This is a genomic window from Bradyrhizobium sp. UFLA05-109 (genome assembly GCF_054185165.1).
This window is the reverse complement of sequence record NZ_JBBIAR010000017.1, coordinates 60603-75006: the sequence shown is the minus strand read 5'-3', so window position 1 is coordinate 75006 and position 14404 is coordinate 60603. Positions and strand designations below refer to the sequence as shown.

The following is a 14404-nucleotide window of genomic DNA, read 5'->3' as shown; positions in this document are numbered from 1 at the left end:
CGAACGATCTCTCGGCAAGTGTCTCTTGGCTAATGGCGTCCCAGCGGCTACCACACTCGCCCATGAACAAGACGTCGATCCTGCTCGCAGCAGTGGCGCTGCTCTTCACCGCGCCCACCCACGCCATCGTCGGCGGCGGCACGCCGCAGTCCGAAGGCGTTGCGCGTTCCATCGTCACGATCGTCGGATCGCGCGGCAATTTCTGCACCGGAAGCTTGATCGCAGCGAGGCTGGTGCTCACCGCAGCACACTGCGTGCAGCCGGGCGCGGACTACAAGATCCTCGACTATGGCGCCGACGGCAAACCGCAATTGCAGAATGTGCGTGCGGTCGCGATCCATCCGAGCTTCAACATGCAGGCCATGCTGGCACATCGTGCGACCGCCGATGTGGCGTTGCTGCAACTCGAAATTCCACTCAAAGGAAAATCAACATCGCAGATCGGCGCGCCGCAAATTCCGATCGTGGTCGGCGGCCGCTTCACCATCGCAGGCGTCGGCGTCACCGTGCCCGGCGACGGCAAGAGCAGTGGCGTGACTCGCGTTGCGGGCCTCGTCGTGACAGGCCAGCCGGGTACGCTGCAAATGAGGCTCGTGGACCCCGTGACCAACGGCGTTCGCACCGGAATCGGCGCCTGCACCGGCGATTCCGGCGGTCCCGCGTTCGAGGACAAGCCCAACGGCCCCGTCGTCGTCGGCGTCATCAGCTGGTCGACGGGACCGAATGGCAGCGCGGGCTGCGGCGGTTTGACCGGCGTCACGCCGCTCACGCTCTATCGAGACTGGATTCTGCAGACAGCGCGGAGCTGGGGTGCGGCGCTGTGATTTGATTGCGATTTGATCTATGTCATTTTGAAGCGGAAGCGCGATGGGCAACCATGAACCCGTCGCGGAGGAAACGCGTCGCCTGATCAAGGGCGGCCTCAAAAAGGCAAAGAATCAACAATGAATGTCGCTGTCCGTAGTCAGCCCACCACACAGCAAGCCACTGAACATTTCGATGTCCTGATCGTCGGCGCCGGGATATCCGGTATCGGCAGCGCCTATCATCTGACGAAGCAACTTCCTGGTACGAGCTTCGTCGTATTGGAAACGAAAGACAGCTTTGGCGGCACCTGGATCACGCATCGCTATCCCGGCATCCGCTCCGACAGCGATCTCCACACCTTCGGCTACCGCTTCAAGCCCTGGGTGGGGCCGCCGATCGCGACTGCCGACGAGATCCTCGCCTACATGAACGACGTGATCGAGGAGAACGATCTCGGCAAGCACATTCGCTACAAGCACAAGATCAATTCGGCGCGCTGGTCGAGCGACACCAATCTTTGGACCATCGAGGCGGTGACGACCGACACCGGCGAGACAAGAACCTTCACCGCGAATTTCCTCTGGATGTGCCAAGGTTATTATCGCCATTCCGAAGGTTACACGCCGGAATGGAAGGGCATGGACAAGTTCAAGGGCCGCATCGTCCATCCGCAGACCTGGCCTGATGATCTCGATCTCACCGGCAAAAAGGTCGTGGTGATCGGTTCGGGTGCAACGGCCGCGACGCTGCTGCCGAACATCGCGGACAAGTGCGCGCACGCCACCATGCTTCAGCGCTCGCCGACCTATTTCCGCATCGGCCGCAATGCCATCGAGATCGCCGAGGAGTTGCGCAGGCTCCAGGTGGATGAGGAATGGATCCACGAGATCGTACGGCGGAAGATTTTGTTCGAGCAGGACGCGTTCACAAAACTCTGCGTGGCGAAGCCCGAGCAGGTGAAGAAGGAGCTGATCGGGCAGATCTCCGCGATCCTCGGTCCGGACTACGATGTCGAGACGCATTTCACGCCGACATATCGGCCGTGGCGGCAGCGCATCGCCTTCGTGCCCGATGCCGATCTGTTCAAGGGCATCGCCAGCGGCAAGGCCTCGGTGGTCACCGACGAGATCGAATGCTTCGTCGAGAACGGCATCCAGCTCAAATCCGGCAAGCTGCTCGAGGCCGACGTCATTGTGACCGCGACTGGCTTCAATCTGGCCTCGCTCGGTGACGTCGCCTTCGAGATTGACGGAAAGCCGCTCGCCTTCGGCGACACCGTCACCTATCGCGGCATGATGTTCACGGATGTGCCGAACATGGTGTGGGTGTTCGGCTATTTCCGTGCCAGCTGGACGCTGCGCGTCGATCTCGTAGCCGATTTCGTCTGCCGGCTTCTCGGTCATATGAAGGAGAAGGGCGCCAAGAGGGTCGAGGTCAAGCTGCGGCCCGAAGACCACAACATGCCGATCCTGCCCTGGATCGATCCGGAAAACTTCAACCCCGGCTACATGATGCGCAACATGGACTTGCTGCCGAAGCGCGGCGACAAGCCGGAATGGCAGCACAGCCAGGACTACTGGACCGAGAAGGACGAGATTCCGAAGACGGATCTGGATGACAAGGCGTTCGTGTACGGGTGAGGTATCCCGCGATAGCGCCACACCTTCCGATGTCGCCCCGCCGTGAGCGAGGATCCACTACCAGGGAGATGTTGTGCGGGGGACTCCTGCGGCAACCGGCCGCGGGCTGGCCTTCGCGGCCGGCATAGCGTGCGCGGGATGATAACCGCAACCTCGCGAAGCGTGGCGTGGTTGCAACAACCGCGCTTGAATCTGTTCGGGTTGTACGGGAATCGGCCGATTCCGTGGGGCACGTAGTTTCACGCAGGGACCCCATCGCCTAATTTCCCGTCGGCGCTGCTGGGAGCGCTGGGGATGTGGGGCGTTGGGGGTGGAGTTTCGGTCGCCATTGAGCAGGCGCGACGGGTCGTGGCACGTTGCCACAGCCCTTCGACCGATCGTCTGGGTCATTCTGGCCTTGAGTGGTGTTGTTGCGCCGGCTCCTGTCAGCGCTCAGCAATTCTTCAATGGATCACAGACCACGCCGAATGGCGCCGTCAACGGCAGCGGCGGCGAGTGGGATACGACCACGACCAACTGGACCAACGATCCCGGCACGGTGAGCTCCGTCTACGATCCATCCGCGCTGACCACGACGGTCTTCGGCGCTTCGGGCACCTCTACGCCAGCCACGGGCGGCACGGTGACGGTCACGTCCGCCGGCGTGCAGCTCACGGGCAGCGTCGTGTTCGATCTTACCGGCGACCTCTCGATCTACACCATCCAGGGCGGCGACCTCCGGCTCGCCGCAGGCGGAACGACGATCAGCGTCGCCGATCTTACCGGCTCGACCGATCCGTCGGCGGTGATCGCCTCGCGTATCGTCGGCAGCGGCGGTCTGAACGTCCAGGGGCCGGGCGTGCTCGCATTGACGGGAGCCAATACCTATACCGGCGGCACCTTCATCTGCTCCTGCGCAACGCTTCAGCTCGGGGACGCCACGAACACCGGCAGCATCGTCGGTGCGGTTACCAATGATGGCTTCTTCAACATCGTCAACGCCAACACCTCGGGCATCACCTCGATCCTGAATGACGGCGCGGCGACGACCACGTTCTTCAATGCGACCAGCGCCAGTTCGATTGCGATCACCAATCTCAACGGTGGCGAAACGTTCTTCGGCTCGTTTGGGGGAACCGATACCGCAACCGCTGCCAACGCGACCATCGTCAACGATGGCGGCGGCACGATCTTCCTTGCTCAGACCACCGCGGGCTCGGCGAAGATCACCAACCAGAACGGCGGTGGCACTCTCTTTCTCGAGCAGTCCTCGGCGGGCTCCGCCACCATCGTGAACGCGAATTTCGGAGCTACCGTCTTCGGCCAGCCGTCCGGAACCGATACGGCGACCGCCGGCAATGCCACGATTACCAACGAAGCAACTGGCCTGACCCGGTTCGGCGCCTTCTCCACCGCCGGTAACGCCACCATCATCACCAAGGATGGCGGCGAAACGGATTTTTACGACAACTCCACCGGCGGCAATGCGCTCTTCATCACCACCGGAACCGGCATCGTCGACTTTGGCGGCAGCATCGGTCCCAATGGCGATGGCCGCATCACCGCCGGCTCGATCGAGGGAAGCGGCAACTACTACATTGGCGGCGGCAACACACTCGTCGTCGGGGGGAACAATCTCTCGACCGAGGTGAGCGGCGTCATCGGCGACTACAATCCCTGCGGCTGCGGTCCGACCGGCTCCGGCAACCTGGAAAAGGTCGGCAGCGGAAAGCTGATCCTCTCGGGCACCAATACCTACACCGGGACCACCACCGTGAATGGCGGTGTACTGGAAATCGACGGCGTGAACTCCCAGTCGAGCCTGACCACCGCAAACGCGGGCGGCGCGCTGTCCGGCTTCGGCATTGTCGGCAACACCATGATCGCCTCTGGTGGCATCTTTGCGCCCGGCGACGGCGTACCGGGCTCGAGCATGCTGGTTCAGGGCAACCTCGCCTTCCAGTCCGGCGCGCTCTACCTCGTGCAGATCGGGAGTGGCATCAGTTCGAGCCTTGCCAACGTGCTCGGCAATGTCACCTTGAACGGCACTGTCGGTGTCTCGCTATATCCGGGCAGCTCGGTGTTATCGCAATACGAGATCATGCAGTTTACGGGCACCGCCACCGGCAACTTTACCGGAGTCGCCGCGCCGGGTGGCCTCATCGGTACGACCAACGTGGTCGCCGGCATCGTCTATCTCAATTTCACGCTCGACTATGGAGCCAAGTACGGCCTCAACGTCAATCAGAAGAACGTCGCTACTACGCTGCAAAACTTCTTCAACGCCAATGGCGGCGTGCCGGCCGTCTTCGCGGGCCTCGGTCCCAATGGCCTGACCCAGGCTTCGGGTGAGCCGGCAACCGGTTCGCAGCAGGCCACGTTCAATGCGATGAGCCTGTTCCTCAACCTCCTGACCGATCCGTTCTCGGCTGGACGCAATGGTGGTGCACCAGGCGCGACGCCCTTTGCCGAAGAGCCTGGCGCGAGCGCCTACTCATCGAGCGGCAAGGCCACGGATAGGAGCGCGCGCGATGCGTTCGCTTCGATCTACCGCAAGGCGCCGCAGGCTGATTTCGAGCAGCGCTGGAATGTGTGGGCAGCGGGCTTTGGAGGTTCGCAGGCCACGGATGGCAACGCTGCGCTCGGCTCCAGCAACACGACGAGCAACGTGTACGGCACGGCAGTCGGCCTCGACTATCGCTTCTCGCCATCGACGCTCGCCGGCTTCGCGCTCGCCGGTGGCGCCACCGGCTTCAACGTCAACGGGCTCGGCTGGGGACATTCCGATCTGTTCCAGGCAGGTGCCTTCATTCGTCACACGTCGGGGCCTGCCTACGTCACGGCTGCGCTGGCCTATGGCTGGCAGGACGTCACCACCAATCGCATCGTCACGGCCGCGGGCTTCGATCAATTGCAAGCCCGGTTCAACGCCAACGCATTCTCGGGGCGCATCGAAGGCGGTTATCGTTACGTGACGCCCTGGATGGGCGTGACGCCCTATGCCGCGCTTCAGGCGACCAACTTCAATCTGCCGAACTACACTGAAGCCGCGGTCGTCGGCAGTAACGCCTTTGCGCTCATCTATGCTGCCAAGAGTGTTACCGATACCCGGACCGAGCTCGGCTTTCGTACCGACAAATCCTTTGCGGCCTATGGCGGCGTCGTCACGCTGCGCGGTCGTCTCGCCTGGGCGCATGATTTCAATTCGGACCGCACCATTGGTGCCGTGTTTCAGAGCCTGCCGGGCTCAGCCTTTGTCGTGAATGGTGCGGCACTCTCGCGTGACTCCGCGTTGACCACGGCCTCGGCCGAGATGAGCTGGCTGAACGGCTGGTCCGCGGCGGCAACCTTCGAAGGCGAGCTCTCCAGCCTCACCCGGTCCTATGCCGGCAAGGGCGTCGTGCGTCACGCCTGGTAGGCAAATCGCCGCTTCTACTGTGTGGGCCTGCGCGGCGGACGAGGGGCCACCGGCGTGCCGGCCATCTTGTTGGCGGCATCGCTGATGTCGAGGAGGGTGCGGCGGCCGTCCTCGATGAAGCTCGCCGACTTCTTCTTCATGGTATCGGCGAGCTCGCGCAGCCCCTTCACCTTCTCGAACAGTTCGTCGGCCTTGCCGTCGGCGAAGCCGGGCACCACGTTCTCGATCTTGGTGACCGCATTGTCGAAGCTCGCGAAGCCCTTGTCGATCTTGCCCATCACGGCGTCGATCTCTTCGCCCTTGCCCTTGAGGTCGGCGGTATAATCTTCGAACGTGCGCAGGCCGTCCTTGATCGCGGCCGAGTTGCTCACGATCATGCGGTCGACATTGTGCAGGGTCTCGACGATCGATTCGGCGTCACTGAGATCGGCAGTCAGCACGGGAATGCCGTCTTCGTCCAGCGGCACGGGCGGCGCCGAGGGCGCGCCGCCGATCAGCGAGATCGCGGCGATGCCGGTCAGGCCCTGGAACTCGATGCCGGCCACGGTGTCCTTGCGGATCGGGGCCGCATTGTCGAGCAAGACGAGGGCGACGATCTTGCGGGGATTGTCGAGCTTGATCGAGACGATCTGGCCGGCCGGTACACCGTCGAAATTCACCGGGCCGCCCCGGCGCAGGCCGCTGGCCGAGCCACCTTCGAACACGACACGCAGCTGGCTGCGGCTCTGGGCCGCGTGGTATTTCTGCACGCCAAGCAGGCCGCCGAACGCGATGGCGATCGCCAGCAGCGTTACGGTTCCGATCATCAGATTGCTTCTGCGCGCCATAGTCCGTTCCGGCTCGCGCCCCGCCGCCAGGGAAAGCGGAGTCGCGCGCAGATTTTATGGGCAAAGCGCGGCCAGTGGAAGCCGATCAATGCGCGGCCGCGCGTCGGGCGGCGGCGTTGTTGAGGACGATCAGTGCGTCTACGGCGACACCGGTTCTGGCGTTGATCAGGAACGGGTTGACGTCGATCGAGGCGATCCGGTCGCCGGCGTCCGCGATCAGGTTGGAGAGGCCGACCAGGGCCTTCACGGCGGAGGCCTCATCCAGCTTCGGCTTGCCGCGATAGCCGCGCATTTTGACACCGGCCTTGGTGCGGCCAATCAACTGCCGTGCCTCGACCGCATTGAGCGGCGCGCCGGCCAAGGCGACGTCCTTCATCAGTTCGATGTCGACGCCGCCGGTGCCGAACAGGACAACTGGCCCCATCTCGGCGTCGAGCGAGGCGCCGACCACGAGCTCGAGATCGGCCTTGACCTGCTGTGCGATCAGGATGCCGTCGAGCCTGGGCTTGCCCTTAAGCTTCTTGACCCGCGCGGTGATGTCGTTGAACGCCTGCTTCACCTCGGTCGCGCTATTGAGGTTGAGAACCACGCCGCCGATGTCGGACTTGTGCAGGATTTCGGCGCTGACGACCTTGGCGACCACGGGGAAGCCGATCTGCCTGGCGATCTTCACGGCCTCGGCCGGCGTCTGCACGATTCCTTCCTTGGAGATGGGGATGCCGTAGGCCTTCAACAGCCTCTTCGATGCGACCTCGTCGAGCGCGGCGCCGTTCGCCGTCTTCAGCGTCTTCTCCAGCAAGGCCCGCGCCGCGGGCTTCGAGCTTGCGACGACATCGGGCACTTCCTTGGCGAGCTTTGCGTAGTCGAGCAGCGACTTGATCGCGGTCACGGCACGGTCGAGGCCCTGCATCACCGCGATATGCGGCAGCGATTTCCGCAAGGCTTTTGTGAACTCGGTGAAGCCGATCGACATGGCGCTGATGTAGATCACCGGTTTTGCAGCTCGGCTCGCCATCTCGTTGACGATGCGCAAGTTGCGCTCGCGCAGCTCATGCGGCGCCTTCGGCAGCTCGGCATCGATGATGACGATGTCGATATCGGGATCGTCGATCATCAGCTTGATCGATCTCATGTAGACGGAGGGGTCGACCACCGCGGCAAAGCCGGCGTCGAGCGGATTGCCGACGATCGAGCCGGGACCCAGCATTTTTGCGAGGTCGCCGCTGACATGCGGGCTCAGCGGTGCAAAGTCGAGCCCCGCCGCGTAGAAGGCATCGATCAGGAGCCCGCGCTTGCCGCCCGAGAGCGTTACCGCCGCAAGCCGATTACCTTTCGGCACAATGGTGTGCGCGAAACATTCGGTGGTCTCGATCAGCTCGTCGAGACCGCGCACGCGGATCACGCCTTCGCGCGTTGCGATCGCGTCGAAGGTTTCGATGGATCCCGCAAGCGCGCCGGTATGTGCCATCGCCGCAGCCCGGCCGCCCTCGGAGGCGCCGAGCTTGAGCGCGATCACCGGCTTGCTGGCGGCACGCGCCGCCTTGCAGGCGTCACGAAACGCCTTGGTGTTGCGTACGCCCTCGAGATAGACGACGATCACGCGGATGCTCGGATCCTCGGCGAAATAGCGCATGAGGTCCGGCGTCTCGAGTCCGGCCTCGTTGCCCGTTGTCACCATGTAGCCGACACCGACGCCGCGATCCTCCAGCGCCTGGCGGATCGCCATCACGATGGCCCCGGATTGTCCGGCGATCGCCACTGCGCCCTGTTCCATGGTGACGACGCGGTCGTCGATATTGGTGAAGAGGTTTTCGCCGGCGCTCAAGTTTCCGAGGCAGTTCGGTCCGGTGACGGCGAGGCCGGTCTCGCGGATCGCCTGCTGCAATTCGGTTGCGAGTTTCTGGCTCTCTTCATCTTGCAGCTCGCTGAAGCCCGAGGTGACGATGGTGGCCGAGCGTGCGCCAGCCGCGGCGGCATCGCGGATCACCTGCACGGCGAAGCGCGCCGGCACCAGCACCAGCACGTGATCGGGCTTTTCGGGGAGGCTTGAAAAATCCTTGTAGCAGGTCACGCCCCAGATCGTTTCGCGCTTCGCGTTGATTGGAAACAGCGAGCCTGCGAATCGGTACCTGATCAGGTTGTTCCAGATGCGCTCGGCATAGTTGCCGGGCTTGTCGGTGGCGCCGACCAGCACGATGTTGCGCGGATGCAGCATCGCGTGGATGCCCTTCACGACGTCGCTGGCATCCGGAGCTGGAGACCATGGCAGGGCGGTCGCAGCGGTTACCTTCGCTTCCATGGTTCCTCACCTTTTTCTTCTTGGCGTGCGTTCTTGTCGGCACGTCCCCTTTTGTAGGGTGAGTTCGCAAAGGTGGCAACCGCGCGCCCCGCATGCCGCCGCGCGGAATAGTCTTACTGCGTCACAAGACCCCCATGGTGAGGAGCGCGGAGCGCGTCTCCGGACGATGCTTTGCATCGCCGGGCGAACCGTGAAGGCCCGGATCTTACCCACGGCCATCCTTCGAGACGCGCGTTCCGCGCTCCTCAGGATGAGGAAAGAGTGCTTGTGACGCAGTAGAATAGGGCGTGCTGCAATCAGTACTTCAAGAGGCCGAGCTTGTAGCCGTAGTGATAGGCGATCTGGAGCGCGAGATAGGGCGCGATGACGCGGCGGATCTCGGCCTGCGTCGGATCAATACCCAGCACACGCCGCCGCAGGATTCCCATCTCCTTCACGCCCACCGCGTAGGTGGCGGCGGTCTTCTGCGCATCGTGGATGCGGAAGCACGACAGAAAGCGCGGCAGGCGAACGAATTTGAAGCCCGCCGCCTGCGCGCGCAGGATGAAGTCCCAGTCCATCGCGTAATGGAAGCTTTCGTCGATCTGCCCCACCTTGTCCCACACCCGCTTGCGCCAGAACATGGTCTCCTGCGGGATATAGTCGGCATATTGCAATGTCTTGCCATGATAGGGCGGCAGCACGGCGCGGCCGACCTCAAGCCCGTCGCGATCGACGAATACACGATGCCCATAGATGATGTCGACGTTCGGATGGGCCGTGAAATAGCTGGCGACATAGGCGAGTGTGCCGGGCAGCAGCATATCGTCGCTATTGAGGTACGCCATGATCTCGCAATCGACGCCGGAGAAGCCGATATTGATGGCGTTGGATTGGCCCTTGTCGGGCTCGCTACGCCAGCTCAGGCTGTTGCCGCGCTTGCTCAGCAGCTCAGCCGTTCCGTCGATCGAGGCGCCATCCTGCACGTGATAGTGCAGGTTCGGATAGTTCTGGTTGAGGATGCTGTCGATGGTGGCGTCGAGATAGTGCACGTGATTGTAGCTCGGCGTCACCATCGCGATCCGGGGTGCGTTCGCCGGCATCGATGGCGCGGGCTGAAAGCTGTTCACGTTGAGCAGGCGCGGCGGATATTGCTCGAATGTCCACATCGGCGGTCGCCGCCAGAGGCTGCGTAGCGTCTCTCGCCTTTGTCCCGCAGCGATGAGATGCTGGTTTCTTTCCAGAAGTGCGATACGACCTTCGATCTGATCGAGCTGTTGCAAGACCTTCTGCTTGAATTCGTCGTCCATCAATGAAGTTCCGCAACAGGAATACAGTATCAAAAATCGTCCGGCCAAGCCGTTCGCTACGAGCCGTTCTCTATACGTCTACGGCCCGAGATGCCAGCTTAGTTCCCGAGTTAATACGGCGTACCCGGAAGCCATGGTTAGAAGCCACCGTTAATCGTGCGCGACATGAGAAGCTCTCACCAGACCTCCCTGGGTCTTGAGGGGGAGGCGATGCCGGCCAGCAGCACGGCCAGGATGCCCGTCAGGAAGATGCCGTCGAACGTCCCGGCGCCGCCGATCGAGGCGACGGGAGCGCCCAGACCGCTGATCTTGTCGAGGTTGAGCAAATCGGCACCGATCAGGGTGCCCATCGAGCCGCCGATATAGGCGAGCGGCGCGGCATATTCGCGCGACAGCAGGAAGGCCAGGATCGCGGTGACTACGACCGGCGCGAAGACGGGAACGGCGATGCCGACACCCTGCACCGGTGTCGCCATCAGGTGGATGACGAAGGCGATCGCGATCACCGCGATCGCGGCCTTCAGCCAGAGCTGATAGCGCAGCACGAGATAGCTCGACATCAACGTCGGGATCACGGCACCGCCGACGTTCACCGCGAGCACCGTCCCCGGCCATTGTGTCACCAGCGGCACCACATAGCGCATGCCGAAGAAATCGACGATCTCGCCCGAGCGCACCGCCTTGCCGGGTAGTACCGTGATCGGGATGTTGAAATAGCTGCCGACCAGCGAGCCGAACAACAGCAGCAGCGCAACGCCTGGTCCGACGCCAAGCTTCATATAGGCATAGCGCAGGATGCGGAGCTGGATCAGGATGATCAACCCGGCGAACAGCAGCACCAGGATGGAAAACAGGCCGGGTGTGATCGGCAGGTATTGAACTTGTGAATGCATGGTCACACGGCTCGATCTGGCACAGTACGACCCTGCCAACATCCCACGGGATGGCCGTGATGACAAACCTAACTGCCGGTTCCAATCAGTGTCGCGTGCAGGATGTAGCGATCTGGGCCTGAGGTGAACGCGTCAAAGGGCCAGCAGGTCGAGAGCACGAGCTCGTAGCCCTGCGTGTTAGGATCGATGCCCGAGGCGTCGAAGCGCACGATGGCCGAGGAGTCGGCCTGGTAGTGGAAGCGCTTGCCGTCGCTGCGCGTGACCTCGATCTCGTCACCGATGGCAACGTCTCGCAAGAAACGGAAATGCGTATCGCGATGTGCCGCGTAGACGGCGACGCCGCGCTCACCGGCATCCGCGGTCTGTTCGACATGTCCGGGGCCGAAGGCGAGCGCCTGGCCGCTCGATCCTGCGAGCACGATGGCGCTGGCGTCGATCCGCTTCACCTCGATCCGTGCCACTGGCCAAGTGTCCGCCCATGACCACGGCTTCGTCGGCTGACCGCTTGCGATGCTCATGGTGAACGCGCGTTCCAGCAGCAGTTGCGCCAGCCATGCCTTGGCATGGATATAGGCGCCGTCGCCGAACAGGATGACGCCGACGAGGGCCAGGGTGAGAGGAGAGATCAGGCGGCGCATTGGTGTTCACTCTCTCGTCATTGCGAGCGAAGCGAAGCAATCCAGACTGCATCCGCGGCGGCAGTCTGGATTGCTTCGTCGCTTCGCTCCTCGCAATGACGGTATTGAGAAAAAAGCGCGCGCGGCTGTTTTGGGGCGGGTGACGGGCAGCCGCGCGCGCTGAAGAAGAGGAGGTGGCTGAGACCTCCTCTTTCACCCGGCGTCAGTGAGCAAGGGCTGACGCCGGTTGAACACGAACAGGACCAGGCTGAGCAGCAGCACGATCAGTCCCGCGATCATCTTCAACTCGGCCGAGGTTGCCGTCTTTGGCAGGCGAACAGTGTCGGCTGCCGCAGGCGTCGGGCGCCGCGCCGGCGGCTGGCCGCTTGCGTCCGCATGACGCTCCTTCAGTTGCACCGGTACTTGCTGCGGCCGTTCGCCGAACACCTTTTCGAAGTCCCAGCCGGCCGGCAGGTTGATCGGCAGCTCACTGAGCTTGAGCGGCTCGCCCTCGGGGCGGCTCGGCGTCTTGTCGACAGCGACGAGGCTGGTCAGCCGGGTGACGATCTGGTGCTCCAGCGCCAGCCGCAAGATGGCCTTGTCGGCATCCTCGGGACTCATCTGGCGCATCGTGCGCGCCACCTCGGCATCGCCAATCTTGCGATTGGCCCAGAGTTTCGAGAGGCCCTTGCCCTCGGCGGCATTTTGCAGCGGCAGCGTCACCGACCACGGCCGGTCACCGACGCGGCCCTTGATCTCGAGCGAGCCCGAGAGGTTGTCGAGCTTGGCCGCGAGCACCAGCGGCTCGTCGCGATAGACGTCGGGAATGATCGCCGGCGTTATATCGGCCGAGGCTTCCGAAAACTTGGCGGAGAGGCCGGTTACGGCCGGATTTTCCAGCTTGGCGAACAGGCCGCGCATGCGCTCCTCGACTTGCTCGACCGAGCCAATATGCGTGAAGGCGCCGCGTCCGAGCTCGGAAGCGCGGGTCATCAGATAGGTATTGGGCGCAGAGCCGATCCCGACCATGAAAACGCGCGAGCGGCCGCGCATCGCCGTGATCGTTTCGAACAATTGCTGCTCATTGCCAATCGCGCCGTCCGTCAGGAACACGACCTGGCGTACCATGCTTGTGTCGCCGAGACTGTCGGTCAGCGCGGCGCGCATTGCCGGCACCATCTCGGTGCCGCCACGTGCCTGAAGCGCGTCCACGAAAGCTGTTGCCTGCCGCACATGCTCGGTGTCAGCGGGCACTGATGTCGTGAACAGCACGTCCATGGTGTCGTCGAAGCGGATGACGTTGAAGCGATCGCTCGGCTGGAGGCGCGAGAGCGCGTAGTTGAGGCTAGCCTTGGCCTGGACGATCGACGTGCCGCCCATCGAGCCGGAATTGTCGATCACGAACACGACCTCGCGCGGCAACGGTTTTTGCGTCGCTTGCTCGATCGACGGCGGGGCCACGAAGGCGAGCAGGTAATCGGCGCCGCCGATATGTTCGCGGAACAGGCCGACCGACGGTGCCTTCTCGACCGCGGGCTTCCAGGTCAGCTCGAAATCGCGGTCCGCGGGCACGGTATCGTCGGCGAGACGAACGATCCGCGTTGCATTGTCGGGGCTTTCGATCTTGACGGCGTGGTGATGGCTCTTGACCTCGCCGAGCGCAAAGCCCCCCTGGAGACGAACCGTGATGCTGGTCGGATTGACCGGCGGATTCTTGGCGGGATCCAGCACGGGCGGCGAGATACGGTCACGATCCGGCACCGGATCGGTCCTGCTCGCGCCCCAGCCGGAGCCGTCGGGACGGAAATCGACGCTCTGCACGATCGGCGACGGATTGTAGCGCGGCCCGACCACGAGCGGCACGCGCAGCGAGTATTCGTTGCCGGACTGGTGCACCGGCTCCTGATATTCGATCTGCACCAGCACGGTTTCACCCGGGCCGATATTGGCGACCGAATTGGTGAAGATGTTTGGCCGCTCTTGTTCGGTGAGCGCGGCCTTCTGGCCGTCCCGGCGCGCCTGCTCGTAGATCACGCGCGCCTGCTGTCGCTCCTTGATGTCGCCGACGATGACGCGATCGCCAACCACCATCTTCAGCGTGTCGACAGCGCCGCTCGTGGCCATCGGATAGACATAGGTCGCCTCGACCCAGCTCTTGGTAGGATTCCTGAATACTTGCGTGACGCGGGCGCGCAGCGTCGGGCCGGAGACGGTGATGTCGACGTCGATGCCGAGGCGGACGGCCTCTGTGGTGGCGCCATCGTCCTTCAGAAACAGCGTCCCCGAACGGGCCTCGCCCGGCTGCAGCAGGCTTGCCTGCTCTGACGTGGCGGACCAGCTCGGCACAAAGCTCACGAGCAGGGCCACGAAAGCAATCAGGATCACCGCAACGCCCTGCGCCAGCAGAAACAGCCCCACATTGATCAGCTTTCGCAGCATGGGATGCTCGTCTCTGTCGGTCTCGTCATAAATGCTCATTTCACCTGCTCCCGAAGCGCGTTTTGGCTGGCCTCTATTTCGGCCGCGGAGCGCTGATTTCGCGAGCAGAATGATCGGCAATGTTCGGCCGCCGGCCACCCGGGCCGGCCGCCGTGGAGACGGTCCTGTGCGGTTTTGTGCTGATTTGTCCGTCCTG

General features: G+C 63.2%; 9 protein-coding genes. 3 read left to right on the top strand and 6 right to left on the bottom strand.

All coding sequences use genetic code 11. The features are described from left to right. Window positions 1–62 precede the first annotated feature (62 nt). From Q3C01_RS14730 to Q3C01_RS14720, 3 genes are all read left to right on the top strand, one after another. A complete protein-coding gene (locus Q3C01_RS14730) occupies window positions 63–824 on the top strand; it encodes a S1 family peptidase (RefSeq protein ID WP_458146045.1) in 762 nt (253 codons plus the stop codon). 120 nt (window positions 825–944) lie between these two features. Beyond that, a complete protein-coding gene (locus Q3C01_RS14725) occupies window positions 945–2447 on the top strand; it encodes a flavin-containing monooxygenase (protein WP_458146044.1) in 1503 nt (500 codons plus the stop codon). A 328-nt stretch (window positions 2448–2775) separates the two neighbouring features. Continuing rightward, window positions 2776–5844, top strand: coding sequence for an autotransporter outer membrane beta-barrel domain-containing protein (locus Q3C01_RS14720; RefSeq protein WP_458146043.1), 3069 nt, complete (start codon window positions 2776–2778; stop codon window positions 5842–5844). A 14-nt stretch (window positions 5845–5858) separates the two neighbouring features. On the opposite strand, the gene Q3C01_RS14715 is transcribed toward Q3C01_RS14720, so the two are convergent. The 6 genes from Q3C01_RS14715 to Q3C01_RS14690 all read right to left on the bottom strand — a co-directional run bounded on the left by Q3C01_RS14715 (window position 5859) and on the right by Q3C01_RS14690 (window position 14247). Continuing rightward, window positions 5859–6671: an MlaD family protein gene (locus tag Q3C01_RS14715; protein WP_458146042.1), complete on the bottom strand. Its 813-nt coding sequence runs from the start codon at window positions 6669–6671 to the stop codon at window positions 5859–5861. An 85-nt stretch (window positions 6672–6756) separates the two neighbouring features. After that, window positions 6757–8970: an acetate--CoA ligase family protein gene (locus Q3C01_RS14710; RefSeq protein WP_458146041.1), complete on the bottom strand. Its 2214-nt coding sequence runs from the start codon at window positions 8968–8970 to the stop codon at window positions 6757–6759. 296 nt (window positions 8971–9266) lie between these two features. After that, the gene (locus Q3C01_RS14705) at window positions 9267–10259 is read right to left on the bottom strand and encodes a glycosyltransferase family 2 protein (RefSeq protein ID WP_458146040.1); all 993 of its coding nucleotides are present in this window, start codon (window positions 10257–10259) and stop codon (window positions 9267–9269) included. A gap of 176 nt (window positions 10260–10435) precedes the next feature. Continuing rightward, entirely contained in the window at window positions 10436–11152 is a 717-nt protein-coding gene (locus Q3C01_RS14700; protein WP_458146039.1) for a DUF1614 domain-containing protein, read from the bottom strand. A gap of 68 nt (window positions 11153–11220) precedes the next feature. Next, the gene (locus tag Q3C01_RS14695) at window positions 11221–11790 is read right to left on the bottom strand and encodes a class GN sortase (RefSeq protein ID WP_458146038.1); all 570 of its coding nucleotides are present in this window, start codon (window positions 11788–11790) and stop codon (window positions 11221–11223) included. Window positions 11791–11982: 192 nt separating this feature from the next. After that, the gene (locus tag Q3C01_RS14690) at window positions 11983–14247 is read right to left on the bottom strand and encodes a marine proteobacterial sortase target protein (protein WP_458146037.1); all 2265 of its coding nucleotides are present in this window, start codon (window positions 14245–14247) and stop codon (window positions 11983–11985) included. Window positions 14248–14404: the final 157 nt, after the last annotated feature.

Excerpts from the sequence above, each read along its gene's own strand:
- Q3C01_RS14730 (WP_458146045.1), top strand. The coding sequence starts at position 63 with ATGAACAAGACGTCGATCCTGCTCGCAGCAGTGGCGCTGCTCTTCACC.
- Q3C01_RS14725 (WP_458146044.1), top strand. The coding sequence starts at position 945 with ATGAATGTCGCTGTCCGTAGTCAGCCCACCACACAGCAAGCCACTGAA.
- Q3C01_RS14715 (WP_458146042.1), bottom strand. The coding sequence starts at position 6,671 with ATGGCGCGCAGAAGCAATCTGATGATCGGAACCGTAACGCTGCTGGCG.
- Q3C01_RS14710 (WP_458146041.1), bottom strand. The coding sequence starts at position 8,970 with ATGGAAGCGAAGGTAACCGCTGCGACCGCCCTGCCATGGTCTCCAGCT.
- Q3C01_RS14705 (WP_458146040.1), bottom strand. The coding sequence starts at position 10,259 with ATGGACGACGAATTCAAGCAGAAGGTCTTGCAACAGCTCGATCAGATC.
- Q3C01_RS14700 (WP_458146039.1), bottom strand. The coding sequence starts at position 11,152 with ATGCATTCACAAGTTCAATACCTGCCGATCACACCCGGCCTGTTTTCC.
- Q3C01_RS14695 (WP_458146038.1), bottom strand. The coding sequence starts at position 11,790 with ATGCGCCGCCTGATCTCTCCTCTCACCCTGGCCCTCGTCGGCGTCATC.
- Q3C01_RS14690 (WP_458146037.1), bottom strand. The coding sequence starts at position 14,247 with ATGAGCATTTATGACGAGACCGACAGAGACGAGCATCCCATGCTGCGA.